This is a genomic window from Rheinheimera sp. (genome assembly GCF_030824435.1).
GTDB lineage: Bacteria > Pseudomonadota > Gammaproteobacteria > Enterobacterales > Alteromonadaceae > Pararheinheimera.
The window spans coordinates 32,918-59,533 of record NZ_JAVBXS010000091.1 but is presented as its reverse complement, the minus strand read 5'-3'; the positions used below and the strand labels follow the sequence as shown (position 1 = coordinate 59,533).

The following is a 26,616-nucleotide window of genomic DNA, read 5'->3' as shown; positions in this document are numbered from 1 at the left end:
CCGTGCAGCCGCTTCATCTCCTTGTTTTTTTAACCGATGATAACGGGCTTCCATGGCTTTAACTGCGGCCCGGGCATGACCTGGCATATCAATTTCCGGTATTACTTCAATATGACGGGCAGCGGCAAATTTTAGAATTTCAATAAAATCACTTTGACTGTAATAACCATTGCCCGAGCCTGAAACATGTGGACCAGTGCCAAGCTGGGTTAATAAACAACGTTGTTCAGTTAAGTCAAAACAACGTTTGGCGCCTATATCGGTCAGCTCAGGCAATCCCGGAATTTCCAGTCGCCAGCCTTCATCTTCAGTCAGATGCAGGTGCAGTTTATTCAGTTTATAACGGGCCATTTGTTCAATCAGCCGCAAAGTCACGGCTTTGCCGTGGAAGTTACGTGCCATATCGTAGTGCATGCCACGCCAGGCAAAACGTGGGCTGTCGCTGACATGCAATTGTGGCAGGCTGTATTTTTGGTTTGTAATAGTGGCAGGCAGCAGGCTCAGCAGCGACTGCAGCCCGTAAAACACACCGGCATTGTCATGGCCGCGGATCAAAATACTGTTGTTGCTGATGCTAAGTTGATAACCCTCGGTCTCTGCCACTTTGTGATCAACCAGCAACACAATTCGTTGTTGCAGCTGTTCGTTCACAGTGGCCTGTAATGGCAGCTGCAAGCCACTTTGCGCCAGCTGTTGTTGTAAATAAGCTGCTTCTGTCGCCAGCCGGCCCTGATAGGCAATGTGCCATGCTGAATTCAGTTCGGTGCGCCCGGCCTGATAACTTAGCTGGCGTGGGGTTGGAATTATTTTATCCTGCAGCTTTTGTAACTCGATGCTGGCGGCATTCACCGGCAGATTCTGCTGATAACGGCTTTCACTGCTGGCGATAGGGTGCAAATCCGGCTCAGGCTGCCGGTAACGCAGCAGTTGTTCCGGCTTTAAAAAAGGGGCAACAAACTGCGCCAGATCTTCGGTATCGGTATTGGCAAAAATTTCCGGTTGTAACGAAGTGGCCACAATAAAAGCTCTTGGCATAAAGTCGGTAAAACTCACCATATGGGCATTGCCGCTGTAGTGAATTTCCACTGCTTCACCCTGGCCAAGCCCGGCAAAATTGGCGGTTGCGCTCAGGCGGTGTAAATCACCCTGAATATGTTCAAGCCGTAAACCATGTTGTTCCGGTGCGCTGAGTTTACGGATAGAGTGCAGGTAAATCTGCCAGTTGCCTGTGCCTTTATGCAGCTGGATGTCAGACAAATTGCTGAGTTTCAGCTGGCCTGTTGTGCCTGTATTTTCAACAAAGTTGCTGACCACAACAAACTGCAGCTGGCTTTGGCTGGCAAATTTTTGCAATTCGGTTTGTTGCAGAAAATCTTTTGCCAACAATGCTTGGCTTGCAAACAAAACCAGCAGTGTTGTCAGACGCGTCAGCTTGATACTCATGAGACTTCCCCTGTTGCTAAGACCGGTCACAACTGCCGGTTGTTGTTTTTTGTGCTTTAGTCCGGCTTTGCAGAAACAATGCGCCAATTTTGACTGCTAAGCTACTGAATTAAGTCAGTTAATTATTTCGCCCCGTTGTTTTAATACAAATTTCAGTTTGATTTTTAAACAAGGGTCTTGTTATTTGTCAAAATTATTATATGCTGAACTGGAAAAATGACAACGCTGTCAATTTGGCTAATGTACAATTTTTCAACATCAAAGTACAAGCAAAAATGCAGGCAGTGCAGGGGGAACCCTGAATGACGTAACGAGGTTGGGCGGATGACAATAAGTTCAGGGCAGCAGGGGCCTTTGTATCTTGGCATTGATGGTGGTGGCAGCAAATGCCGGGTGGTCATTGTGAATGCCAATAATCAGCTGCTGGGCGAAGGTCTGGGCGGGCCGGCCAATCCGCTGCGTGGCATGAAAGTGGCCACAGATTCTATTTTAACTGCAACACAACAGGCGCTGACGGCTGCAGGTATGACATTTAACGACATGTCGCGCCTGATTGCCGGAGCTGGTCTGGCTGGCGTCAATATGCCGCAGTATTTTCAGTTATTTTCCGAGTGGAAACATCCGTTTGCTGCTTTTCACCTGACCACGGATTTACATATTGCCTGTATTGGCGCCCATGCCGGTGGTGATGGTGCTGTGGTGATTGCCGGCACCGGCTCTTGTGGTCTGGCCGATGTAAAAGGGGCTCTGCTGGATATTGGTGGCCATGGTTTCCCTTATGGTGATAACGGCAGCGGCGCCTGGTTTGGCATGCAGTTGTTACATCATGTGTTGCTGCACAAAGATGGCCTGGCGCCTGATACCTTATTGACCGGCTTGTTGTGCCACGAGATTGGCGCAGCTGACACTCTGCAGATCGTCAGTCATTTTATGCACGCCACACCTACTGTGTATGCCCGTTATGCACCGCTGGTGTTTACCGCCGCCGAGCAGGGCGACACAACAGCCCTTGGCATAGTGGCACAAGGTGCAGCTTTTATTAATCAGATAGCGCTGAAACTGTTTGAACTGTCGCCACCACGTTTTTCGATGATTGGTGGTTTGGCTTATAAGCTGGTGCCTTATCTGGACAACAAGGTGCAGCAGGCGTTAACACCGGCTTTGGCAGCCCCCGAATTTGGTGCTGTCTGGTTTGCCAGACAACAACAAAACTTATTACCTGCCGCAGCGGCGGCGCAATCCTAAACAAGAGCCCTAAAACAGCATCCTAAAACAGAATCCTGAAACAGAAGTGAGTAGCAGATGAACAGTACCATTATGGCGCAGGAAGCCGCCGAAGCTCCAGCCCGGATCCGTGAACAACTGGCCGCCAACAGCGGCACTATTGCCGGTATTGTGCAGCAAATTCAACAACGTGCGCCTAAGTATGTCTATATGGTTGGCCGTGGATCTTCTGATCACGCCGGTGTATTTGCCAAATATCTGATTGAAATCGAATTGGGTTTACCTGTGGTGCCTGCTGCGCCTTCTATTGCCAGTGTTTATCACAAACAACTGCAGTTGCAGGACGCGCTGGTGCTGGTGATTTCGCAGTCGGGCCGCAGCCCGGATATTCTGGCGCAGGTTGAAATGGCCAAAATGGCCGGTGCTTATGTGGTGGCTTTGGTGAACGACACCAGCTCGCCACTGGCCGAACAAGCGGACGCTGTGGTGCCACTGTTTGTCGGACCGGAAAAAGCAGTTGCAGCTACCAAGAGCTATCTGGCCACTTTAAGTGCTTTATTACAGCTGGTGGCGGTATGGTCGGCGCAGCCGCAGTTATTGGCAGCAGTTGAATCTTTGCCGGCCTTGCTGGAACAAGCGCAACAATTACCGGCGCAGTTAACACCAGAGTCTGTTGCTACTGTAAAACATGGGGTAGTGCTTGGCCGTGGCCCTGGTTATGCCATAGCACGTGAAATTGCGTTAAAACTGAAAGAAGTTTGTGGTATTCATGCCGAAGCTTTTTCCAGTGCCGAGTTTTTACATGGTCCTGTGACTTTGGTAAAAAACCAGTTTGCCATTATTGATGTTGCTGTTGCTGACGAAGCGCTGGCAGCGCATCAGGCGCAGGTGTTGGAAGTACAAAGCCGCGGCGCTGCTGTGGTGCATTTAAATCACGGTGCTTTAACTTCTCATCCAAGAGTATTGCCACTGCTGGTATTACAACGTTTTTATCTGGATGTGGAAGCTGTTGCGCGTAGCCGTGGGGTGAACCCTGATGCGCCTCCTGGCCTGAATAAAGTGACTAAAACAGTGTAATTCTTTATAAAAACAGTAGTTTGCTAAGAATAAAAACAGAGAAATGTGGCAGCCATTTTTTGGCTGCCAGTGCTAAAAGCAGGTAGGTAACAAGTGACAATACAACATCTGGCCGTAGCAAAGTTGTTTGACGGTGAACATTGGTTGCACAATGTGCAGGTCAGTTTTGAAAACGGCAACATCAGCCAGATTGTTGCCGCTGATGCAGCTTCTGTATTACCGCTGACCTTAGCGCCTGGTTTTATTGATATTCAGGTGAACGGCGGTGGTGGTGCTTTGTTTAATACAGCACCCACTTTAGAAACGCTCAGAACCATGGTCAAAGCCCATGCCGGTTTTGGCAGCACCGCTTTATTGCCAACAGTGATCACCGATTCTGTTGCCCTGATGCAGCAAGCTGCTGATGTGATAGCAGCTGCTATTGCTGCTAAAGAGCCGGGTGTGTTGGGTGTGCATTTTGAAGGACCACATTTATCGGTACCAAAAAAAGGCGTGCATCCACAGCAACATATCCGGCCTTTGTCTGAAGCAGAACTCGCAATTTATCGCCGCACCGACCTTGGCGTGAAGCTTGTTACAGTGGCGCCGGAAAATATCAGCGCCGCACAAATCCGCCAGTTGGTGGAGCTCGGTGTGTTGGTGTTCTTGGGCCATTCCAATGCCGACGCTGCCACTGTCAACGCTGCTTTAGCGGCCGGCGCTTGTGGTTTTACCCATTTATACAACGCCATGTCACCACTGACCTCGCGTGAACCCGGTATGGTCGGTGCTGCTTTGGCAAGCCCGGATGCCTGGTGTGGCATTATTCTCGATGGTCATCATGTGCATCCGCTGGCGGCCAAACTGGCGCTGGCAGCCAAACCACGCGGCAAGTTGCTGCTGGTCACAGACGCCATGTCGCCGGTAGGCACCACCGACACTGAGTTTGCCTTTTTTGACGGCAAAGTGTTTCGCGATGGTAATAAACTCACCATCGAAACCGGTCAGCTGGCAGGTTCAGTGTTAGATATGGCGGCAGCTGTGCAATATGCCGTGGCTGAGCTTGGTGTGGCGCAAGGCGAAGCACTACGTATGGCGTCTTTATATCCGGCGCAGTGTATTGGCACAGAACTTCATATGGGCCGGATTGCGCCGGGCTATCGTGCTGATCTGGTGCTTTTGAATGAACAAGGTTTAGTACAACAATGCTGGATTGGCGGCGCCGCTCAGCTGTAATAGCGCGCTGCTGCACAATACAAAAACACACAACGATAAATCAGGTGCAGCTTTTAGCTGTAACCGGATAACAATAACAGCAACAAACAACAGAGGTAGATATGGAAATGGCGATAAACAACACACAGGGCAGAAATACCTTGTTGCCGATGGTCATCATCGGCACCTTGTTTTTTGTATTTGGGTTTGTCACCTGGTTAAACGGTTCTTTAATACCGTTTTTAAAAATTGTCTGTGATCTCAATGAGTTTCAGGCGTTGTTGGTGACATTCGCCTTTTATATTGCTTATGTAGTGATGGCCATTCCGATGTCGATGGTATTAAACCGCATTGGCTATAAAAACGGTATGGTGGCGGGTTTGGGCATTATGGCGGTTGGCGCTGTGCTCTTTATTCCGGCGGCACAAAGCAGCTTTTATGGTTTGTTTTTAATAGCTTTGTTTACCTTGGGTACCGGCCTCACCATTTTACAAACCGCTTCTAACCCTTATATCGTTTGTATTGGCCCACGCGAAAGTGCCGCTATGCGTATCAGTTGTATGGGGCTGGTGAATAAAGGTGCCGGTATTGTGGTGCCTTTGGTATTTACCGCATTAATTTTAACCGGCATGGACCAGTTTACCCCTGAAGCTTTGGCTGCGTTAACGGCAGAAGAAAAAGCCAGCCGTATTGCCGAGTTATCGAACCGTCTGGTGCAACCTTATATCTATATGACGGCCGCTTTAGTGGCCTTAATGGCTTTCGTAAAATTTTCGCCGCTGCCAGAGCCGGATCTGGAAGACGCTGTCATTGGCGACGCCAAAGCACAACCTCAAACCTCAGTGTTGCAATTCCCACAGCTGGTATTGGGTGTGATTGCGTTGTTTTTTTATGTGGGTGTTGAAGTCATTGCCGGTGACACCATAGGTTTATATGGTCAGAACCTGCAGGTGGCAAACTTCGGTACTTTAACTTCTTATACCATGGCTTTTATGGTGTTGGGTTATCTGGTGGGTGTGAGCTGTATTCCGAAATATTTGTCACAAGCCCGTGCTTTACAAGGCTCGGCAATTTTTGGTTTGTTGTTCACTTTGGGGGTGATGTTTGGCTCCGGTGACAGCCATCTGATTGCGCAGCTGTTATTTGGCTGGACTGGTATTCCAACAGTGCCGGACACTGTGCTTTATCTGGCGATGTTAGGTTTTGCCAATGCGCTGGTGTGGCCTGCGGTTTGGCCTTTGGCGCTGGATGGTTTAGGTAAATTTACCGCCACAGCTTCAGCTCTATTGATTATGGGTATTGCCGGTGGTGCTTTGTTGCCGCTGCTGTATGGTTATTTTGCCCACAGCTCAGGCGACAGCCAGCTGGCGTATTGGGTGATGTTGCCTTGTTATGCGTTTATCCTGTTTTATGCTTTTAAAGGCCATAAAATCCGTCAGTGGTAACATTTTTGATTCAACAACAACGCCAGTGGAAACACTGGCGTTGTTGTATTTAAAGCAGGCCGCTTTGGCGCTGCTTTTTTCTAAACCCAGCCTTGCTAAAACCAGCTTTACCCTATTGATAAAAAAGAGAAGTTTTGATGACCACCACACGTTTTGTCGCCCTTGATGCACTGCGCGGTTTAATTTTGGCGCTGATGATTCTGGTCAATACACCAGGCTCCTGGTCGGCGGTGTATAGCCCGCTGTTACATGCCGACTGGCATGGTTTTACTTTTGCCGATCTGGTGTTTCCGGGCTTTTTATTTGTAGTGGGCGCGGCGATGTTTTTTGCGTTAAAAACTCAAGCCTGGAGTGCGGCTTCAGTTAAAAAAGTACTGCGCCGCACGCTGCTGATGTTTGTGCTTGGCCTTGGTTTAAATTTTTTATGGACACCGGATTTGAGCCAAATGCGGCTGATGGGGGTATTGCAGCGTATTGCTTTATGTTATGGCTTGGCGGCTTTATTGGTGCTGGCATTAAAACCCTGGTTTACCGGTGCTAAACAGCAATATCTGATGCCTTTGTTTGGTGCTTTGTTGTTAGCGTTTTATTGGTTGTTATTACAGCTTGGCGGCCCAGCGCCTTACAGTCTGGAAGGCAATATTGTTGGGGTGATAGACAGGGCTTTATTGGGTGAACATCGGTTATATCAGGGTTTTGGTATGCCCTTTGACCCTGAAGGTTTACTCAGTACTTTAGGCGCTGTGGTGAATGTGCTGCTGGGTTATTGGGTAGCGGGTGAACTCAGTCAACGCCAGCCCAAAGCAGGGATGTTGTGGTTATTGGCGGTTGGCGCCTTGATGTTGCTGTTATCGCAGTTGTTAGCACCAATCTGGCCGGTGAATAAAGCCTTATGGACCGGCAGTTATGTGCTGCAAAGCACTGGCTTGTTATTGGGGCTGCTGGCGTTAATGGTGTGGCTGGTGGATATCCGCAACTTTGCTTTTATTGCAGAGCCGCTGCGGGTTTACGGTTCTAACCCTTTGTTTATTTACATTTTGTCCTGGTGCTGGACAGTGCTGCTGAGCAAAGTGCTGGTATGGCAGGTCGCTGGGGTTGGGAGTACGGGCGGCACAGAAAACACCATGTCGGCTTATCAGTGGTTGTATCAGCTGTTACAAAGCGGCCTTGCCGACAAACCGGCTTCGTTGCTGTTTGCGTTATTGCATGTCGGCTTGTTCTGGTTCATTTCTTATGTTTTGTATCGCAGGCAGATTTTTATCAAAATCTAAAAAAACAAAAGGCGCTTGAAAGCGCCTTTTGTTTGAATCTTGCGAAGCTTTAAACAGCACCAGTTAATAGCGGTATTCCCAGCTTGCTGCAACACTCAGGCTTTTTTCCTGCTCTGGCCGCAGTGGCGATTTTTGCAAAAACCTGGTTTGTAACTGCAATAAACCGTTGAACAAAGGCCGGCGATGTTCCAGTTTTAACTGCCAGCTACTGTCGTTTTGCAAAGCCTGATAATAGGTGGCATATGCCAGCTGTGCCGCAAAGCTTTGGCCACCAGGCAGCTGATATAAATAACCTGAACTCAGCACTTTGGCGTCCGCGCCATAACCACTGCCAATAATACGGCCATAACGGCGGTAACCTTCAGGGTACAAGTTGCCCTGATAAGCACAGTTGCCGGGCTCCAGACTGTCTTCACATTGTAAATAACTGTCGCTGTATTCCAGGTTCAGACTGTGCAAAACGTCGTTTTGCCCCCAGAAGGTACGCACGCCATACAGTTGCAAGGCTTTATCCGGCAGGCCTGAACTGTTGTCATCATCAGCAATTTCGCCATACAGCGTCAGTGGCAGGCCAAAAGTATTCAGGTGATAACTCAGGTCCACCGCCGCTCTTTGGTCGGCCGGAATTTCGTCTCTTTTGTCGTAGCTGACTAAATCCCATAAAGTGCTGAATGAGTTGCTGCGGCCTTTGCCACCCCATTGCAAAGTGCGGCTGACACCAAGCTCCAGCGCGCTAAAAGGCCGGATGGTGGCGCGGCCACCCCAATATTTGATGCTGGCAATCTGGCTACTGTGTTGCCCTTCAGCAACAAAGGTGCTGATGTTCCATGGGCCCAGCCAGTTCAGCCATGGACGTTCGTCGGCGCGCCAGCTGTGGCGGCTTAACCGCACAGAAGGCATAGGGCGGGCGTTATTGCTCAGCAATAAACTGCTTTGTTGGCCCGGCCCCCACCACTGTGAATTTTGATCAAAAGACAACACCCAGTTGCCCATAATGGCCGCCAGATAACTGCCGTCATAAGTGGTTGTTTGTTCTGCTCTACCGTCTTGAGCCTTGCCATCTTCAGTTTTACGTTGATTCAGTTGTAACCGGCCAGCCCAGCGGTCGTCCTGATATTCACTGAAAAAAGACACTGCGGCTTTTTCAAAATAATCTTCACCGAAGTTTTGCGCAGGACTCGCTGCTGAATTCAGCTTCAGTTTGAGCCCATTGGTTTGTTTAGCTCGGTTGGCGGCCAGAGCTGATGTTAAATGCAAAGCCGCAAAACGCAGTTCCGGGCTTAAGGCATTGATATCCAGTTGATTTAAATCAATGGCGATGTTTTTCCACATAATAGGGTAGGTGTTCACCGGCCCTGTCAGTACACCGGCTTGTGCCAGAGTTTGTAAACTCTGCCGCAAGCTATTATCCGAGGTATCCAGCCATGGTGTGGCCGCCACTGAACCGCTAAGCGCTAAAGCGCAGGCAACAACAAGTTTTTTCATGGTAGCAATTTGGCCTTTAACGCAACATCAACATGGGCGGGTACAAAACGCGACACATCACCGCCATGTTTGGCCACTTCTTTTACTAAGGTTGAGGAAATAAAAGTGTTTTTTTCCGAGGGTGTCATAAACAAACTGTCCAGATCCGGGTTCAGCTGGCGGTTCATACTGGCCAGCTGAAATTCGTATTCAAAATCAGCAACAGCACGTACACCCCTTAATAAAATTTGCGCTTGCTGATCTTTGGCAAACTGCGCCAATAAACCGGAAAAGCCCAATACTTTGACATTGGGATAGGCTTTAAAGGCTTCTTCGGCCAAAGACACCCGTTCGCTCAGGCTGAATAACGGTTGTTTACTGGGGTTGGCGGCCACCGCCAGAATCACTTCGTCAAATAACCGGGCGGCACGTATCACTAAATCGGCATGACCATTGGTCAGCGGATCAAAAGTCCCTGGGTAAATCGCTTTAGTTTTCATAAAGATGAGTGCAATCCTATGGCTGTGTGCCGGGGTGTAAAGGCTGTGACTAGAGTTTTTCATCGGTTTGGCGTTACTATATCAAAATAATTCAAAAAAAAATAAGCCCATGCAGGTTATGGACAAGAAGCTACGCACCAAAGATAAAATTCTGCAGGCCAGTATTGAACTGTTTAATCAGCAGGGCGAACGGCAGGTGACCACCAATCATATAGCCGCCCACCTTGGCATAAGCCCTGGTAATTTGTATTACCATTTCAGGAACAAAGAAGACATAGTGCGGCATATTTTTAAAGAATATGCCAAGTTGCTGGATAGCAGATTACAACCACCCAGCCGGCCTTCTGAAGCGCTGGATGCTTTAGCACAATATCTGGATGTGGTGTTTGAGCTGATGTGGCGTTTTCACTTTTTTTACGCCAACTTGCCGGACATTTTAAGCCGCGACGACGCTTTGCAGCAGGATTATCTGCAGGTGCAAAAAGGTGTATTGAGCAAAGTGATTTCGGTACTCACAGCACTAAAAAATGCTGATGTCATTGCTATTGATGATGCCGATGTGCCGAATTTTGCCCACACTATCAAGCTAGTGGTGACTTTCTGGATCAGCTATTTAAAAACCCAGGCGCCGCATGCCGCTATTGACCAGCAGCAGGCTTATCAGGGCGTGTTAAAAATTCTGTTGTTGTTTAAACCTTATGCCACAACCCAGGCCATGCCACGGATAGATAAACTGCAGATGCATTATCAACAACTGGCCGGGCAGCCTTTGTTGGCTTGATTGCCTGATAGTGTTGGCTTGATAGCCTGATAGTGTTGGCTTGATAGCCTGATAGTGAAGGCCTGATAGAGACGGCCCGATAGAGTTACACTTCAGGTTTGGCGGTTAAAACCAAACCTGAAGTGTGGCGTTTTTCCTGTTTTCCCATCCAGACTTCCGCTTAAACCGCCTGTGCCAGCCACCGCTGCTCCGACCTTTGACAAAAAAACAGCATTCGCTGAAATAAAGGCAGCAAAAGGCGGTTTTCACTATTACAATGGCGGCGTTTTTATCAGATAGCCTCAACCCCCTACAGGAGGGCTTATGCGAACGACCTCTTTCCTTACCCATATCCAACAACAAATTGATGATGTAAAAAACGAAGGTTTATACAAAGCCGAACGTATTATTACCTCACAACAATTTTCTGACGTCACAGTTGGCGGCCAGCAGGTTTTAAACTTCTGCGCTAACAACTACTTAGGCTTAGCCAATTCCAAAGAACTGATTCAGGCAGCGCAACATGGCCTCGACAGCCATGGTTTTGGTGTGGCTTCAGTGCGTTTTATCTGTGGTACCCAGGACATTCACAAACAACTCGAAGCGAAAATCAGTGAATTTTTAGGCACCGAAGATACTATTTTGTACTCCAGCTGTTTTGACGCCAACGGTGGTTTGTTTGAAACCATTTTAGGCGCTGAAGACGCGGTAATTTCTGACGCGCTGAACCACGCTTCTATTATTGATGGTGTGCGTTTATGTAAAGCCAAACGCTACCGTTATGCCAATAACGATATGGCTGAATTAGAAGCTCAGCTTAAACAAGCAGATGCCGATGGCGCCCGTTATAAGTTAATTGCCACTGACGGTGTGTTTTCGATGGACGGTGTGATTGCCGACTTAAAATCTATTTGTGATTTAGCCGACAAATACAACGCCCTTGTGATGGTCGACGACAGTCATGCTGTTGGTTTTGTGGGTAAAAAAGGTCGCGGCACTCACGAATATTGCAACGTGTTAGACCGCGTCGACATTATCACCGGCACTTTAGGCAAAGCTTTGGGTGGCGCATCCGGTGGTTACACTTCAGGCAAAAAAGAAGTGATTGAATGGCTGCGTCAGCGTTCACGCCCTTATTTATTCTCCAACAGTCTGGCACCTTCTATTGTTACTGCTTCTATTAAAGTGCTGGAAATGCTGGCGCAAGGTGACGAACTGCGCGCTAAGCTGTGGGATAACGCCGCATATTTCCGTGAAAAAATGTCGGCAGCAGGTTTCACCCTGGCCGGTAAAGACCACGCCATTATTCCGGTGATGTTGGGGGATGCCAAAGTAGCGTCAGAGTTTGCCCGCCGTATGCTGGAACAAGGCATTTATGTGGTGGGTTTCTCTTTCCCGGTAGTGCCCAAAGGTCAGGCGCGTATCCGCACCCAGATTTCGGCAGCACACACGAAAGAACAACTGGATAAAGCCATCAACGCTTTTATCCGTATTGGTAAAGATATGGGCGTCATTGCCTGAGGAAAGCCCGATGAAAGCATTAGCAAAATTAAAAGCAGAACCGGGTATTTGGCAAACCGAAGTGCCAATGCCTGAAGTTGGCCCTAATGATGTGCTGATTAAAATTAAAAAAACCGCTATTTGTGGCACCGACGTGCATATCTACAAATGGGATGAGTGGGCGCAAAATACCATTCCACACGGTATGGTGGTTGGCCACGAATATGTTGGTGAAGTGGTTGGCATGGGCTCTGAAGTACGTGGTTTTGTTATCGGTGACCGGGTTTCAGGGGAGGGCCATTTAGTTTGTGGTCATTGCCGTAACTGCCGTGCTGGCCGGGTGCATTTATGCCGTAACACCATAGGTGTGGGTGTCAACCGTCAGGGCAGTTTTGCTGAATATCTGGTGATCCCGGCTTTTAACGTCTTTAAAATTCCGGACAATATCCCTGATAGCATCGCCGCTATTTTTGACCCTTTTGGCAATGCGGTACACACAGCTTTATCTTTTGATTTAGTGGGTGAAGATGTACTGATCAGCGGCGCCGGCCCTATTGGTATTATGGCTGCAGCTGTCGCCCGCCATGTTGGTGCCCGCCATGTGGTGATCACTGACGTCAACCCGTTCCGGTTAGCGCTTGCCAAAAAAATGGGCGCCACCCGCACTGTTGACGTCAGCAAAGAAGACTTAAAAACCGTGATGGCCGAACTTGGCATGACCGAAGGTTTTGACGTCGGCCTGGAAATGTCCGGTGTGCCTTCAGCGTTCAGGTTAATGCTCGATACCATGAACCATGGTGGCAAAATTGCCATGCTGGGTATTCCGCCTTCAGATATGGCGGTGGACTGGAACAAAGTGATTTTTAAAGGCCTGGTGATCAAAGGCATTTATGGTCGCGAAATGTTTGAAACCTGGTACAAAATGGCGAGTTTAATTCAGTCAGGTCTGGATTTAAGCCCAATTATCACGCACGAAATGCCGGTGGCAGAATTCCAGCAAGGTTTTGACATTATGTGTTCAGGCCAGTCGGGTAAAGTGGTTTTAAACTGGGATTAACAGTAAAGCGGCACGGCGTCTTTTGTTAAAGGTGCTGATCAAGCTAAAAATGCAAAAGCAGCCTAAGGGCTGCTTTTTTACTTTAGTCTCAGCCGAAAGGCTGCTTTTTTATGCCGTTGGCTTAGCCATAGCCGCTTTAAGTTCTATGGTATTGCCTTGTGGGTCTTTCACATACACCGAAGGGCCAAAACCAGTGGCGCCATAACGGATTTCAGGTTCGCTGATATCAATACCAAAGCGGGCAAAATGTTGTTGTAAAGCAGCAGGTTCAAAAGGGTTTATCAATAAACAAAAGTGCGCCAGATTATGGCCTTCAGTGCCTGGCGCCTGCCCTCCAAGCTTACCAAGTTCACCATCCACACTGATTAAATCAATCAGTTGTTGCCCGGCTCTGAGCTGATATAAACCAAGCTCCGGCAGTTCCCGTTCCAAAGTACAACCCAAAGCCTGCTGATAAAACATCAACATCAATTCGGGGTTTTGTACTCTGAGTACCAGATGATCCAGCTGCTGAATAAAAAACATAACATCACACCGGTTTGGGAGAGGCTGTATGCAGTGTTGTGCTTATTCAGCCAGCTGGCAAGGTAAAATCAGATGCTGTCTGGCGGTTGTAGCAGTGCCAGCCATGTTTCAGGTTCGGCCAGCAGAAACTGATAACTTTTATTGTCGGCTGTGGTTACTTCAATACCCTGAGTAGCCAGCGGAATAAAACCACCCCCTTTGCCATGGCACAATTCAGTTTTGACTATATCAGTGCGGCTAATGTGATAGGGGCCTAACGCAAAAGCCTGATTAAAAGGTTCAAAAGTGAGTGTGTGCGCATTGAGACTCAGTTTGCCATCACTATGGCCAACCCCTTGTTGAGCCGTGGCGACAATGGAATGAAGCTGCGGTGTTGGATTGCTGCTATACACTATTGTTCTTCCTGGTAAGGGTGAGGACTCTTGATGTTAATACGCAAGAGCCAAAGCAGCCAATGGGTAAAAGGTCAGCAGATGTTTCCGTCAGGCTTGCAACGCTGAAAGTGACTGTGCTGCCACAGCGAATATCAGAATGAACTATCCGCGGTGGTTTTTTGGGGTCCTTCAACCAACATCACATCCACATTGCCTTGTTCAATGGCCTGAGATAAATCAGTTTCCAGTTGAGTGGCAATATCGGTATAAGGTTTGTTTAACTGCACCAGACCATAAGCGCGATTGCGACCATGTACTTTGCCCAGATACAAAGCCATATCGGCCAGTTGTAAGGCTTTGGCCCAACCCATACTTTGTTCATTCAGGCTGGCAAAAGGATAAGTTAAAAAACCGGCGGAAGCCGTAACGCGGATTTGATGTTCACCAAAATGCACCGCTTTGTTGCCAATGGTATCCAGCACCCGCTGGGTAAAAGCTGCTAAAGCCTTAATATCAACCCGGCGTAATAAAATCAGGAATTCTTCACCACCCCAACGTAATACCATATCGTCATTACGGGTCAGGCTGGATAATCTGTTGGCTATTTCAACCAGCACAGCGTCGCCGGCGGCATGGCCAAAGTGGTCGTTGACATGTTTAAAGAAATCGACGTCCAGCAAAATAAAACCGTCGGTGGTCAAAGCGGCCAGCTGGCGTCTTTCTACCTGCCGCTGGCGTTTTTCCATCTGCTCCTGGAAAGAACGGCGGTTATATAAACCCGTTAATGGGTCGCGTAACGACTGATAAGCCAGTTGGTCGTTGGCCTCTTTTAACCGCTGATTTGCAGTTTGTACCTTGCGATACAACAAATACAATAAAACTGCGGCCAGAATAATCACTATACCTATCAATAAAGTGACATCTTGTTGTAGTTTTTGTCTTTCTATTTCAACAGCTTTGAGTTGGTTCTGTTGTTTCAGACCGGCAATTTCTTTGCTTTTTTCTTTGGCAGAAAATTCTTCCTGCAGTTGATTGATCTGCCGTTCGCTTTCGGCTTTAAAAATGTCTTTTGCCAGCGCCGCATGTTCACGCAGTGTTTTGGCTTCTTGCTGATATAAACCGGCCAACTGATAAGCGTCGGCCATTTCAGTCAGGTAATCCATGGTTTCGGCAGGGGCACCGCTTTCTTTGGACAGATCAATAATGCTTTGCATCACGTTCAGGCCGTCATCAAACTTACCTTCCAGCACCTGAACATAACCCAGATTAAAACGCGCCATGTTCTCGGTGTTTTTGTCTTTTTGCTCGATACCAAATTTCAGGCATTGTTCAAAATATTGTCTGGCTTCCGGCAGTTTGCGCTGGCGCATCGCAATATCACCCAGATTATTCAGCGCTGTCGTTTCAGCAAAAACCAGATTGCGTTTTTTCGCCCATTTTAACGCTTCCAGATTGGCTTTAGCGGCAGCTTCCAGATCCTCCAGCTCCACCAGGTTAAAGCCAAGCTGAATATAAATATCGGGTAAAAATGCTTCCAGATCAGGGTTTTGCAGTGCAACTGGCAGGCTTTGTTCCATCATCTGGTTTGATTTAACAAAGTTTTTTAAACTCGACTGTAAATTCGCCATGCGAAGTGCCAGATTCATCCGGCGAAATGGGGTTCTGGGGTTTTCGTCCTTTTCAATAGCGTCGTAAGCAGAGTGATAAGACTCAAGCGCCTGGTCATATTTACCTTGCCAGGTTTGAAAATTGGCGACGATATTAAAAGCGTAATAACGCACCCGGCTTTGTGTGGCCTGCGCCGCATAAATCAGGGTGGGTTCGAGGAAAGTGATGGCTTTGGCAAAGTCAGCCTGATCCCAATATTGCACCAGCATTTCTGCATTAATTTCGGCCAATACATCCGGATCCTGGCTGCTTTGTGCCAGTTCCTGCAGCAATGTTAAGGTTTGTGCTGCACCTTTGTGGTCTTTTAACCGGCGTTGTTCCGACACTTTATACACATAAAAACGCACCCTGCTATTGATGGGGGTCAGTGCAGAAACATCTTTTTCCAGTGAGAACAGAAACTTGCCAGCCAGATTTTCGTCTTTGTTGGCCTGCACCAGATATTGTTCAAGCTGCTGTTCAAGTTGGGTGTCCAGCTCTACAGCCGCAGTTGCGGCAAAACTGCCAAGCAGCAGCAACAGCCATAATCTGGGTAATGCTCTGAAGCAAAATATCAAGTGGAACAGGGCGCCGACTGCATTCATCTGGGATCTCTTTCACTGGGCTGTTTTATTGTAGTTATTGCGACAAGCTTAGCAGCCAGAATCAAAACAGGGCTGTCATTCACAATGCCGGTGAAATTTAAGACATTCTGTGCATAAAATAACTGATGCGGCGGCAAACTTCAAAAAATATTAGCGAATGTGCATACAAGCCAACTCTGGCTGTTGTTGATAAAAGCTTGTCGCAGTTAGAAAAGCTTCTGGTAAGATAACCACTTTCATCTTACCGGGGTCTGGCAGAGTTCATGCAGGCTGTGCATCATTTATTCCGGCAATTGCTGACGTTGTTGTTGGTACTTGTTGCCACACTTTCTTTTGCCGGCTGGTTGTTGCTGGACAGGAAGCCATTATTAACCCCATCCGGTCAGGTTAGTGCTGATACAGTACGGCATAGCAAACAATTACTGAATAACCTGAACCAATCGATCCAGAACCCCGATAGCGCAGAATGGGTGATAGCGGCCAATGCCGACGAACTCAATTCGGCTTTTAGTCTGGCCAGTCGTACTTTGCCTGGTTTTCAGGGGCAAGCGCAGGTAACTGAACTGGGCTTAACCACTTTGATGACAGTGCCGCTGCGGATCTTCCGTCAGCAGTATTATCTGAATGCCACAGTACAAATAAACCCATCCAGTGGTCCTTTGCAAATCGACAAAGTAAAAATTGGCATGTTAACTGTGCCGGGGGGCGCCGCTCTAACTCTGGTTGGTTGGGCCGCCGATCAGGTGTGGGGACCTGGTAAAGGTGCCGAATTAATGTTGATGGTGCGTTCGGTTCAGTTTGAAGAAAATGCGATGAAAGTAGAACTAACCAAACCCAGCGGTTGGAATTTACAACAGCTGAAACAATCCGGCCTTTCGGTGTACCGCGACTTATTCAGTTCACCGCAACAACGTGCTGACATCGAGTTTTATTATCAGATAGCACTGGACCATGCAGCCACCCAGCGCAGCAGCAGTCTGGTCAGTTATCTGCAATTGTTGTTTCGCCAAGCAAAAATACGCAGTGCCGGTGAACCTGGCCGTGCAGCCAACGAAAATCAGGCCGTGTTGCTGGCGCTGGCGCAGTTACTTGGCGGGCAGAATTTGCAGTTGCTGGTGAATGAAGTCAAACGTCCGACTGGCGTCAAAGCGCCTCGCGTGACTTTGGCGCGCCGGCCTGATTTACAACAACATTTTATTTATTCTGCAGCCATTCACCTGCTGACCAGCCGTAACGTTAGTAACACTGTGGGTGAAGCCAAAGAACTGCTGGACTCTATTAAAGGCGGCAGTGGTTTTAGTTTTGTTGATTTATTGGCAGACCGGGCCGGTGTACGTTTTGCCCGTCTTGCCACTGCTTCCCCTGAGTCAGCGGCAGCGGTACAACAGTTTTTTCAACAAGACAGAGAAGAAGCTGAAATTTTCCCAAGTAAAGCGCGGTTGCCTGAAGGTTTATCACAACAGCTGTTTGAACAAAGATATCAGTCGGTTGATTCGGCAGTGTATCAGCAGATGGTGCAGGAAATTGACCGTCGTTTAAACGCACTGCCGCTTTATCAATTGAATAACCTTGAATAACAGCTGCTGTTGCTGTGCTCAAGTAGCTGAATCAGCGTAAGCGTTGATTCAGCTGGTCAATCACTTCCACCCAATCTGCGTCCTGCTGATAGCTCTCACGTAAAAAGCTGGCTTGTGCCGGGCTCCAGAATTTGGCTTTAGACAAGGCTAAATCGCCTTGTAACCTGTGCTGACTGATAAATTGTTCAATACTGTTGCTGTCGCTGTCGAGGCCAAGCTGGTCAAACAGCTGGCTTAACGAATGATAACCGTTGTCCATACAAAAGGCTCCGCTGGTGGTTGACTACTTTGTAGTATAGAGCAGCAAATTTCAGTTCGCTGTGACCTGCCAACCAGAGGGCAATGCCGCTAAGCCTTGCGGTTATTCAGCTGTGCGCCTCGCCTTGCGGCGGAGCGTCATTAGCAATAATACCAAACCACTGAGTGTAAATAACAAAGCGCTGGCCGAACTTGCTATCAATAACAGGTGGTTAAAATTATCGCGGTTCTGATAATCCATAATGTGTAACATCCAGACAAAATCAAATAAACGCCAGTTGTCGGTGCGAACCCTTAATAATTGTCCAAGCATAGGATCCAGATAAAACACTGTATTTTCCGCGTCTTGAAACTGTACCTGCCACACCGGCAGTGGCAAACCCCGGGCTTCCAGCGGCAGTTCAGTCAGAAGTTGTGCTTTGCTGACAGTGCCTTCCCCTCTATACCAGGCTTGTGCCAGCTGTTGCAGCTCATTTTTTGTCAGCGGTAAAAGTTCTTTGCCATCCACAGCGCTAAAATATTGCTGTTGTTCATTTTGTTGTAACTGATAAACCGGCAGTTGACCACGTTGTTTCAGGCTTAAAAGAGGATTGGTGTAAGGATGCTGAATGTCAGCCGGGCTGACGCGGGCAAGTTGCCAGTGCGCTGGTGGAGCAGGGTTTTTCAGATGATCACCCCGTACTTCGGTAATAGGCAATATTGACATCACCAGGCCACTGCCAAACCAGGCCAGCAGCTGCAACGACAAGATCACACTGAACCACAGATGTAAGGTGCGCCAGAACCTGATGGAGCTGACTTTAGGCATGATGTTCATTTTTTAACAGCAGTGTTCGCAGAAGACTTGCCCGGCATCATAACAGACCTGCCCCCTCTTGTTGTTGTCACAAATTGTCGCCATAAAATAATCCGCAACTCTGGTTCGCCTGTTTTGGCTATTGCCAGCTATGCTCAATCAATCTGGTGTTTTTTGGAGCCTTAGCTATGGTTGTGCGCCCCTGGTTATTCGCTTTAATACTCTGTTGTACTCCGGTATTCAGTGCCGGTGCTCAGGCATTACAAGTGTTGGTGGGAATGAATAAACCACCCTATATTCAAATAGAAACCGCAGATGGTTATGAAATTGAGTTGCTCAGAGCTTTGGTTGGCCGTATGGGCGCCAAAGCAGAGTTTACGCATGTGCCTAATAAACGTATTCAGAGTTTATTGCAGCAGAATATCGGCGATATGGCGACCTTGCAGCCGTTAAAAGCTGCTGAGCCGGGCCTGTTTTATAGCTGCCCTTATATCCGTTATCAAAATGTGGTGGTTAGTCTGGAAATGCAACAACTGACCATTAATCAGCTGGCTGATTTAAAAAACTTGTCGGTTTTGGCCTTTCAGAATGCCACTGCTGTGCTTGGTGAAGAATTCCGTGCCCTGGCGCAACAATCTTTTAAATACCGCGAAACTGTAGAGCAGCGTACTCAGGTGGAGTCTTTGCATAAACTGCGGGTGCAGGCTGTGGTGATGGACATTAATATTTTTTATTACCACCACGACAAAATTGAACCACCGCAGGAAGTACAGGTGCATGCTTTGTTTCCTGCCAGTTATTACCGGGTGGCCTTTCGTGATAAAAAACTGGCCGATGCTTTTAATCAAGCCATGTTGCAATTCTGGCAAAGCCCCGAATATCAGCAGCTGCAACAAAGGTATTTAATCAGCGACCAATCCAGCTTACAGGCGCAATGCCCCACGACTTAACGCATATCGTTATTGAAAACAACAACCCCAGCCAAGGCTGGGGTTGTTGTTTTTAGCAACTTTAAATACCGCTGTTACATTTTTTGCGTGAGGACACCTGCTTTGTCGCCGGCAAAACCAATCAAAGAGGCGTTGGCCCAGTTGGCGCACACTTTGTTATTACCTGCCACTGTACGCAGGCTCAGCAGTTTGATACCACGGATATCCAGCTCAGGTTTTACCACCGCAGGTGCTTTGAGTGTGCCTGAGTCAAACAACAGTTTGTTATCACCATAGATCTGAAACTGTACAGAGCCATGCTGACGGCAGCTGTCGTTAATGCCCACATCAGCGCGGAATATCTGCCAGTGCCCAGCGAGCTGATAATCAAACCTGCTTTCACCTGCCACGGTAAACCCCTGACGGAATTTCAGGCCATTCATTTGCATCGGCGCTTTGGGGGTGATTTTGTTTTCACTGACCAGAGCTTTCACTTCCGACAAATACAGTTGCTGCCGTTCTGCTTTTGGCAAGTGCTGTTCCAGCACTTTAAATTCCGAAATGCTAATAGGGGTCACTTGTTTTGGCAGCAGCGCGTTATAAGCTTTGGCCACTGTGGTTTTTGTGGTGTCAGAGCCGTTTTCGGCCGCTGTCACCATGGGATCAAGGGCAGTGCCATCTTCAGCCTGATCCTGAGTGCTTAATACCCGAAAGCGAAATAAAGTACCGGCTTTGGCCGCAAACTCCACTTTTTGCGCTTTTTCCGCTTGTTTCAGCTGGCCTTTGTGCGCCGGCTCGCCCCATTCACCGTTATTGTCGGCAATATAGACTTCATAATCACGTACCTGACCATATTTCCAGTGTTGGTCATTGCGGGGTGCTATTTCAAAACCATTCACCATACGGCGCTCCCCCAAAGCCAGCGTAAACTCATGGGCGCCGGTTTTTAAGGCTTGATCTCTTTTGGTCCTAAACCATGTGGTTGGGTTGTCATCAAAGGCATTTTCCAGCACATGGCCTGACTCTTCGGCTGGCCTATTCAGCACCAGCAAACTGTCGGCGGCAATGGCATTGCCAAGCTCTGGCGCTTTGGGGTAACCGGCAGTTGGTGTAAGCGCTAAAGCGCTATTGATGCTGATATCAACTTGCAAAGCTTGCCGGATTGAGGTTTTTGGCGTTTTTACCAGAATAACACCGTATTTTTCCGGGCTGTACAGCCAGCCGCTGTGGGCTTTTTCAAAAGATAAAGCGTCTTTAAGCTCAGGTAAGTTCTTGTCTGTAAGCCTTACTTGCTCTGGTTTTATTCTGCTGTGCACTTGCAGCTGATACACCCGCTCTGATTCCTGGCCCTGATATTCTCCGGTTACAGCACCAATAGTGACACTGATATCCCCGGCTTTGCCTTGTGGCGCTGTCACTTTAAATTGCTGTTGGCTAAATTTGCCCTGCTGATATTGGCGGGTGTTGCCGTCGTCCTCATACATGCTGTAACTGCTGTCGCCATAAGGATAAATATCCAAAGTCAGCACATCTTTTGGTTTTTCGCCGTCATATAAAGCAGCAGGGTACATTGGCAAAATAGCACCGGCACGCACAAACAAAGGTATGGTTTTTAAATCCACTTTGTAGTCCAGGCTGATGCCCTCAGTTGGCGCATCGACCACCCGGCCATCCCAATAATCAATCCATTGGCCTTCTGGCAAATACACATCTTTACGCCAGCCTTTAGTCGCCGCCATGGAGCGGTACACCGGCGCTATTAACAAATCTTTGCCGAGTAAAAACTGGTATTTATGGGTTTCGGTCAGCGCGGTTTTATCCTGCGCATAATCCCACATCAGGCCCCGCACTATAGGCGCGCCTGTGGTTTCGGCTTGATAAGCCGTGCTGTACATATAAGGCGTCAGCCGCATTTTTAGTTTCAGATAATCGCGGTTGATGCTGCGGTAAGGTTCGTCATACCACCAGGGGTGTTTACGTGCTGCTTTGGCCCAGCCCGACATGCCCATCAGCACTGGGGTAAAAGCTTTCCACTGTAAATCACGGGTGTAAGTTTCGGCGCTGCCGCCAAAAATAGCGTCCACATCACCAGTGGCATAAGCCTGACCCGATAAACCAGAGCCAATCAGGGTGGGGATATGCCAGCGGATATAATCCCAGCTGGCGGATTGATCGCCTGTCCAGGTGACGGCATATCTTTGCACACCGGCCCAGCCCATCACTGTCCATAAAAATGGCCGTGAGTCTGAGTTATTGAGAATGCCGTCAGCTGCAGCTTTATTGGCATCCAAAGCAAACTGATAACCCTGACCTGTCCAGGCCACATCCAGTTTTTGCGCGCGTGAACCTGCAGTGCCCACTTCCCAGGCAATTTTATCTACACCGTTTTCGGTCCAGAGGCCGGTTTTAAAACCATATTTGGCAAGGCCAGCCACCACTTTGGGTAAGTCGGTGTAACCACAACCATAACCGTCGTTCGGCAAAATCCAGCCGCCAGGCATGTCGTGTTCACGGTATTTTTTGGCAACAGTTTCAATCACATCCGGCGTGGTGCCTGTGGGGCCGTCACTCCAGCCATCCGGCACTGTGCCCGGTTTTTTAATGTTGTCACCGTCGTTGTAGCAGTCGGCATCACCATATTCAAAAGCCCAACGTGGAATAAGGCGGGCGCGGCCTGTTAGCTCGGTATAATCAGCCAATACATCCTGAATGGAGTCGCCGACAAAATAATAAGCATCAAAACGGCCTTCGTTATGGTTTAAGTTAATGTATTCACTGGAGCGAAAATCATAACTGCCGTTGGCCCAGCTGTTACGCAGCACACCATAACCTTTGCTCGACATATAAAAAGGCGCCGGGCTGGGTCTGTCGCCTTCTTCCCAACCACCGGAATAAGAAATTTCCATGGTTTTGCCTTTAAATTCAAAAGCACCATTTTGCTGGCCACCGCCAAAAAAACGTTCATTGGCATCTGTGCTCAGCGTCTGGAAACTTTGTGTTTTGCCAAGCTCCAGCGGTTGTAATTCCTGCATGATCAGTTGTTGGTTGTCGGCTTTATAAAGCGCAAATTTCAGCGGTTTGGCATATATGCGTAGTGCAAATTTTTGCGTTTGTAATAGCTGGTAAGCGCCTTTGTCGCTCAGCTGATAATTCACCTTGTTGTATTCTTGCGCCAATACAATAGTGGCGGCTTTGTCACCGGCGTCCGTCAGTTTGCCATGTAAACCGGCCTGCAGCCGGAACAGGTTGTCTTTCAGCAGTTCGATGTGCAGCAGCACCTGTTGATCGGTCTGGATCTGAATTTGATTGTGCTGGCTCTGGATATTAAGCAGGTTACCAACAGGGGCTGCCTGTAACTGCAACGAAAACAAAACGGCACTGGCGAGCGTGGCAAGACAAAACGGAAGGCGCATGGGTTAACCTCATGATGAATATGCAAAAATGCTGCCTGAAAACCAAAGCCACAACAAGGGAGACAGGCGCAGCGCTGCTGTTATTGGTCGCGGGCGTTATGGCAGAAACTAAGGCGCATAGCTCAAGCCGGGTTTTATTGGCTATTGAAGGTAACACAGCGGTTTTGTCTGTTGGTCGGACAAGCAGTGATATTGTGATGCAGAAAGTGCCGGTGTTGTTTATCCCTAACGCCGGTTTTTCCCGACTTTATCCATAATGCTGTGGTACAAAACTTCGTTGGCATCGTCGCCGCAGTTGACAGGTTTCATGCTGCTGATATCACGGCGAAGGTCTGCTCCATCTTTGGCTTGATAACAATAATCACCAATTTTTTCGATAAAACTGCCGTCATTCAGCACTTCCAGCACATTGTCAGCGGCATAAGAAGGTTTGGGGCCGCTGCGCACTACCGAACTTGTTTTGTCTGGCGCGGTTTTTTGCTGTAATGCATGAATTTCAGCACTGCTGAGTTCTGTTGCCTGTTGCTGCTGCCGGGTTGCCACTGTGGCTAAAATGCGGTCGGCAAGGCCTGGTTGTCCAATTGCTGCCTCTGCTGTGCCTGGCTGCGGCTCGGCTTGCTGGGTATTTTGCTTCTGAGCTGTTTTTAGTGTGGGCGCGGTGAAAGCTTTTGCCGTTTTTGTGGTGTTGTGATGTTTGGGTATAGCTGGTTTTTTGCCTGGTGCAGCCTCAGCGCTGTGGTTTGCTTTTCGATTTTCCGCCGCTGTTGTGCCGGAACTTGTTGCAGGCGGCTCTTTGTTTTTATTGCTGCTTGTAGCAGGGGCTGGCGTTTTGGGCTTTGGCCTATTGATGATTTGTACTGTCAGTGGCGCCGCCTTGACGGTAGTTTTGGCCGGGGCAGGGACAGGCTGCAATAACAACAGCGCCAGCAATAACAAATGCAGCAGCAACGAAAGTGCAATGGCAACAGACAAGCGGGAATACAACAAAGGCAGTCTTAAAACTGAGGAAAATGATGCAGATACAGACTAAAGCTGCCTGATGAAGTTCCGGTGTTTTTAAGAAAAACCACAACAGCCTGGTGCTCAGAAAGCCTGCAGCCAGCTATGCCGCCTTCCTGTTATGGTTGTAACCTGGACTTTTTAGCGCAGGTTACAGCTCAGGTTAAAGCGCACTTTCAATTAATTCTGCGCTGAGCCACTGCGCAAATTCGCGCATGGCGCTGCTTTCGGGTTTGGATTGTAGCCGGGTCAGCCAATAACTGCCGAGGCTGATTTCGGTATGAAAAGGCCGCACAATACGCCCATTTTGTAACAAATGGCTAAACATCCGCGCCGGTGCTATCGCAACACCTATGCCGCTTTGTGCGGCTTCCAGCATAGTGACGCTGGAGTCAAACACCATCACCGGATGGGTGGGCGGAAGCATCGGCCCGCCTGCTTGTTTCAACCAGAGTGTCCATTCGTCGCGCCGGTAAGAGCGCAGCAGCCTGAAGTTCAGTAAATCGGCCGGTTGGCTAATTTTGGCCGCCAGTTCCGGTGTACATAAAGGCGTCAGCGGGCTATCGCATAAATACAAAGCAGCAGTGCCATGCCAGGCACCGCTACCAAAACGAATGGCATAATCCAGCCCTTCGGCAGCCAGATCCACTCTGTTGTTATTGGTGGAAATTTGCAGTTCGATATGCGGGAATTTCTGATAAAAAGCCGCTAGACGCGGCAGCAAAAAACCGGTAGCAAAAGTGCCGACCACACCAATTTTGAGTTTTTCCTGCACTTTACGACCGGCAAAATAATCTAACAGCTGTGCAATACGGTCAAAAGATTCGTTGAGCACAGGCAACAAAGTTTCACCTTCAGGCGTCAGCATCAGGCCACGTGGAATACGCAAAAATAACGGGCAATGTAACTGATCTTCCAGCAATTTTACTTGCTGACTGACGGCCGAGTGCGTCACGTTCAGCTCAATGGCAGCATGGGTAAAACTTAAATGCCGGGCTGCTGCTTCAAAAGCGCGCAAAGATTTTAACGGGATATAACGGCGTGTCATGCGGCTTCCTGCTCTGTTCTGTAAGTTTTTCTAACAGCTGCTATGCAAATTAACCTTTTGTCCGGCGAAGTCAACTGCGGCAAGCTATGGATAGTGCGGGCCCGGCACTTTTATTTAACCATTCATTTTGCAAAGGAACATTTATGCACTTATTAAAAACCAGAGTGGCCCAGGCGTTTAAAGTAGCGCTGGCGTCAAAAATGGCGCTGGCACTTATGCTGTTCAGCACAGGCCCGGCGCTGGCGCAAAACGGCGCAACTTTTACCGAAACTCCTAACAAAATTCCCAACCTCATTCACAACGAAGCAGCATTAAAAGCTGCTGTTGGCAACGAAGTTCAGCAGCTGATGCAGCAGCAACAAATTCCGGGTATGGCTGTGGCGGTGTTGTGGCAGGGCAAGACTTTTTATTACAGCTTTGGGATGGCCGATATTGCCAACCAAAGCAGCGTAACGCCGGACACTTTGTTTGAGCTGGGTTCTATCAGCAAAACCTTCGCCGGTGTCATTGGCGCCATGGCGCTGCAGCGGGGTGATATCAAACTTACAGATAGCGTGGCAACCCACTGGCCGCAGCTTACGGCAAAACCATGGCAAAACATCAATATGCAACATTTGGCCACTTACACCGCAGGTGGGCTGCCACTTTTTATGCCAGACAGCGTGACCGACAAAACCAGTTTGCTGCAGTATTACCAGGAGTTTAAGCCCGCTTACGCGCCAGGCACTCAGCGGGTCTACGCCAATAGCAGCATAGGTTTATTTGCCCACCTGGCAGCAGCTGCCGCTGGTAAAACTTATGCTGATGAATTTGCTGAGCTGACTACCACACTGAAGCTTGGCAGCACTTATTTACAGGTGCCTAAAGAAGCGCAGGCGCAATATGCCTGGGGTTATAAAGAAGGCAAAGCTGTGCATATTGGCACTGGTGTATTACAGGACGAAGCGGGTGGCGTGAAGGCCAGTGTGCGTGATGTGGCAAGCTGGGTGCAGGCCAATATGCAGCCGCAGCAGGTGCAAGCGCCAGTGCTGAAAGCAGCTATTTTAAAGGCGCAGTTGCCCTATGCCAAAGCGGGGCAGATGTATCAGGGGCTGGGCTGGGAAATGCTCGACTACCCGGTGCAGTTGCAAGCGCTCGAAGCTATGACAGACCCGGCTTTTGTTGCCGGCAGCGCCGCCAGTTTAATTTTGCAGCCTGCTGCTGATAAAACAGCGGGCAAAACTGCCAGCAAAACAGTCAGTAAAACAAGCAGCTGGGTGCATAAAACCGGTGCCACCGGCGGTTTTGGCGCTTACGCCGCTTTTATCCCGTCACGTCAGGTAGGCATAGTGATGCTGACCAATAAACGTTACCCCAATGCACTCAGGGTAAAGCTGGCTTACCAGATTTTGGAAGGCTTGCAGTAATAGGGGTATTTGACGCTGGCTGGAGTTAAAGCAACAAAGCCCCGTTGTGCTGGTATGGCGTGATGGGGCTTTTTCTAATTGGGCTGCTTTTTTATTTGCCCAAA

At 48.6% G+C, this 26,616-nt stretch carries 22 protein-coding genes; 11 read left to right on the top strand and 11 right to left on the bottom strand.

Annotated features, from left to right (window positions below):
• The coding region (locus RCH83_RS15410) for a family 20 glycosylhydrolase (RefSeq protein ID WP_306523672.1) at positions 1-1,443 on the bottom strand (1,443 nt) is incomplete at its 3' end.
• A gap of 324 nt (positions 1,444-1,767) precedes the next feature.
• Between RCH83_RS15410 and nagK the strand changes: the two genes are divergently transcribed.
• The 5 genes from nagK to RCH83_RS15385 all read left to right on the top strand — a co-directional run bounded on the left by nagK (position 1,768) and on the right by RCH83_RS15385 (position 7,654).
• Positions 1,768-2,688, top strand: a complete 921-nt coding sequence (nagK, locus tag RCH83_RS15405) for an N-acetylglucosamine kinase (RefSeq protein ID WP_306523671.1) — start codon at positions 1,768-1,770, stop codon at positions 2,686-2,688.
• Between the two features lie 57 nt (positions 2,689-2,745).
• Positions 2,746-3,744, top strand: coding sequence for a glucosamine-6-phosphate deaminase NagB-II (gene nagB-II, locus RCH83_RS15400; protein ID WP_306523670.1), 999 nt, complete (start codon positions 2,746-2,748; stop codon positions 3,742-3,744).
• A 93-nt stretch (positions 3,745-3,837) separates the two neighbouring features.
• A complete protein-coding gene (gene nagA, locus RCH83_RS15395) occupies positions 3,838-4,959 on the top strand; it encodes an N-acetylglucosamine-6-phosphate deacetylase (RefSeq protein WP_306523669.1) in 1,122 nt (373 codons plus the stop codon).
• A gap of 101 nt (positions 4,960-5,060) precedes the next feature.
• Positions 5,061-6,383 carry a sugar MFS transporter gene (locus tag RCH83_RS15390; protein ID WP_306523668.1) on the top strand — a complete coding sequence of 441 codons (1,323 nt, stop codon included), beginning with the start codon at positions 5,061-5,063 and terminating at the stop codon, positions 6,381-6,383.
• A gap of 137 nt (positions 6,384-6,520) precedes the next feature.
• Positions 6,521-7,654: an acyltransferase family protein gene (locus tag RCH83_RS15385; RefSeq protein WP_306523667.1), complete on the top strand. Its 1,134-nt coding sequence runs from the start codon at positions 6,521-6,523 to the stop codon at positions 7,652-7,654.
• Positions 7,655-7,717: 63 nt separating this feature from the next.
• Here the strand turns inward: RCH83_RS15385 and RCH83_RS15380 are convergent, their stop codons facing one another.
• Both RCH83_RS15380 and coaD read right to left on the bottom strand, forming a co-directional pair.
• On the bottom strand, positions 7,718-9,139 hold the full coding sequence (locus RCH83_RS15380; RefSeq protein ID WP_306523665.1) for a capsule assembly Wzi family protein: 1,422 nt from the start codon (positions 9,137-9,139) through the stop codon (positions 7,718-7,720).
• Positions 9,136-9,618 (bottom strand): pantetheine-phosphate adenylyltransferase, encoded by a 483-nt coding sequence (coaD, locus tag RCH83_RS15375; protein WP_306523664.1) that lies wholly within the window; start codon positions 9,616-9,618, stop codon positions 9,136-9,138. Before coaD ends, RCH83_RS15380 begins: the two co-directional genes overlap by 4 nt.
• A gap of 118 nt (positions 9,619-9,736) precedes the next feature.
• Here coaD and RCH83_RS15370 point away from each other — a divergent pair, with 118 nt between their 5' ends.
• The 3 genes from RCH83_RS15370 (at position 9,737) to tdh (ending at position 12,935) form a co-directional block, all read left to right on the top strand.
• The gene (locus RCH83_RS15370) at positions 9,737-10,399 is read left to right on the top strand and encodes a TetR/AcrR family transcriptional regulator (RefSeq protein WP_306523663.1); all 663 of its coding nucleotides are present in this window, start codon (positions 9,737-9,739) and stop codon (positions 10,397-10,399) included.
• Between the two features lie 303 nt (positions 10,400-10,702).
• Complete coding sequence (locus RCH83_RS15365) at positions 10,703-11,899, top strand: glycine C-acetyltransferase (protein WP_306523662.1); 1,197 nt, start codon at positions 10,703-10,705, stop codon at positions 11,897-11,899.
• Positions 11,900-11,909: 10 nt separating this feature from the next.
• Complete coding sequence (gene tdh / locus RCH83_RS15360; RefSeq protein ID WP_306523661.1) at positions 11,910-12,935, top strand: L-threonine 3-dehydrogenase; 1,026 nt, start codon at positions 11,910-11,912, stop codon at positions 12,933-12,935.
• Between the two features lie 108 nt (positions 12,936-13,043).
• On the opposite strand, the gene RCH83_RS15355 is transcribed toward tdh, so the two are convergent.
• From RCH83_RS15355 to RCH83_RS15345, 3 genes are all read right to left on the bottom strand, one after another.
• Positions 13,044-13,460, bottom strand: a complete 417-nt coding sequence (locus RCH83_RS15355; RefSeq protein ID WP_306523660.1) for a VOC family protein — start codon at positions 13,458-13,460, stop codon at positions 13,044-13,046.
• A 68-nt stretch (positions 13,461-13,528) separates the two neighbouring features.
• Positions 13,529-13,852 (bottom strand): hypothetical protein, encoded by a 324-nt coding sequence (locus RCH83_RS15350; RefSeq protein WP_306523659.1) that lies wholly within the window; start codon positions 13,850-13,852, stop codon positions 13,529-13,531.
• A gap of 134 nt (positions 13,853-13,986) precedes the next feature.
• Entirely contained in the window at positions 13,987-16,086 is a 2,100-nt protein-coding gene (locus tag RCH83_RS15345; RefSeq protein ID WP_306523658.1) for a tetratricopeptide repeat-containing diguanylate cyclase, read from the bottom strand.
• Positions 16,087-16,349: 263 nt separating this feature from the next.
• On the opposite strand from RCH83_RS15345, the gene RCH83_RS15340 reads away from it, so the two are divergent.
• Positions 16,350-17,663 (top strand): hypothetical protein, encoded by a 1,314-nt coding sequence (locus RCH83_RS15340; protein WP_306523657.1) that lies wholly within the window; start codon positions 16,350-16,352, stop codon positions 17,661-17,663.
• Between the two features lie 31 nt (positions 17,664-17,694).
• Here RCH83_RS15340 and RCH83_RS15335 read toward each other — a convergent pair whose 3' ends face one another.
• Positions 17,695-17,922: a DUF2789 domain-containing protein gene (locus RCH83_RS15335; protein ID WP_306523656.1), complete on the bottom strand. Its 228-nt coding sequence runs from the start codon at positions 17,920-17,922 to the stop codon at positions 17,695-17,697.
• A gap of 102 nt (positions 17,923-18,024) precedes the next feature.
• On the bottom strand, positions 18,025-18,738 hold the full coding sequence (locus tag RCH83_RS15330) for a PepSY domain-containing protein (RefSeq protein WP_306523655.1): 714 nt from the start codon (positions 18,736-18,738) through the stop codon (positions 18,025-18,027).
• A 167-nt stretch (positions 18,739-18,905) separates the two neighbouring features.
• Here RCH83_RS15330 and RCH83_RS15325 point away from each other — a divergent pair, with 167 nt between their 5' ends.
• Entirely contained in the window at positions 18,906-19,667 is a 762-nt protein-coding gene (locus tag RCH83_RS15325; RefSeq protein ID WP_306523654.1) for an ABC transporter substrate-binding protein, read from the top strand.
• Between the two features lie 74 nt (positions 19,668-19,741).
• Here the strand turns inward: RCH83_RS15325 and RCH83_RS15320 are convergent, their stop codons facing one another.
• The 3 genes from RCH83_RS15320 to RCH83_RS15310 all read right to left on the bottom strand — a co-directional run bounded on the left by RCH83_RS15320 (position 19,742) and on the right by RCH83_RS15310 (position 25,106).
• Positions 19,742-23,059 carry a TIM-barrel domain-containing protein gene (locus RCH83_RS15320; protein ID WP_306523653.1) on the bottom strand — a complete coding sequence of 1,106 codons (3,318 nt, stop codon included), beginning with the start codon at positions 23,057-23,059 and terminating at the stop codon, positions 19,742-19,744.
• A gap of 225 nt (positions 23,060-23,284) precedes the next feature.
• On the bottom strand, positions 23,285-24,046 hold the full coding sequence (locus RCH83_RS15315) for a hypothetical protein (protein WP_306523652.1): 762 nt from the start codon (positions 24,044-24,046) through the stop codon (positions 23,285-23,287).
• Between the two features lie 175 nt (positions 24,047-24,221).
• Positions 24,222-25,106: a LysR family transcriptional regulator gene (locus RCH83_RS15310; protein WP_306523651.1), complete on the bottom strand. Its 885-nt coding sequence runs from the start codon at positions 25,104-25,106 to the stop codon at positions 24,222-24,224.
• Between the two features lie 215 nt (positions 25,107-25,321).
• On the opposite strand from RCH83_RS15310, the gene ampC reads away from it, so the two are divergent.
• Positions 25,322-26,512: a class C beta-lactamase gene (gene ampC, locus RCH83_RS15305; RefSeq protein ID WP_373689783.1), complete on the top strand. Its 1,191-nt coding sequence runs from the start codon at positions 25,322-25,324 to the stop codon at positions 26,510-26,512.
• The last annotated feature ends 104 nt before the right edge of the window (positions 26,513-26,616 follow it).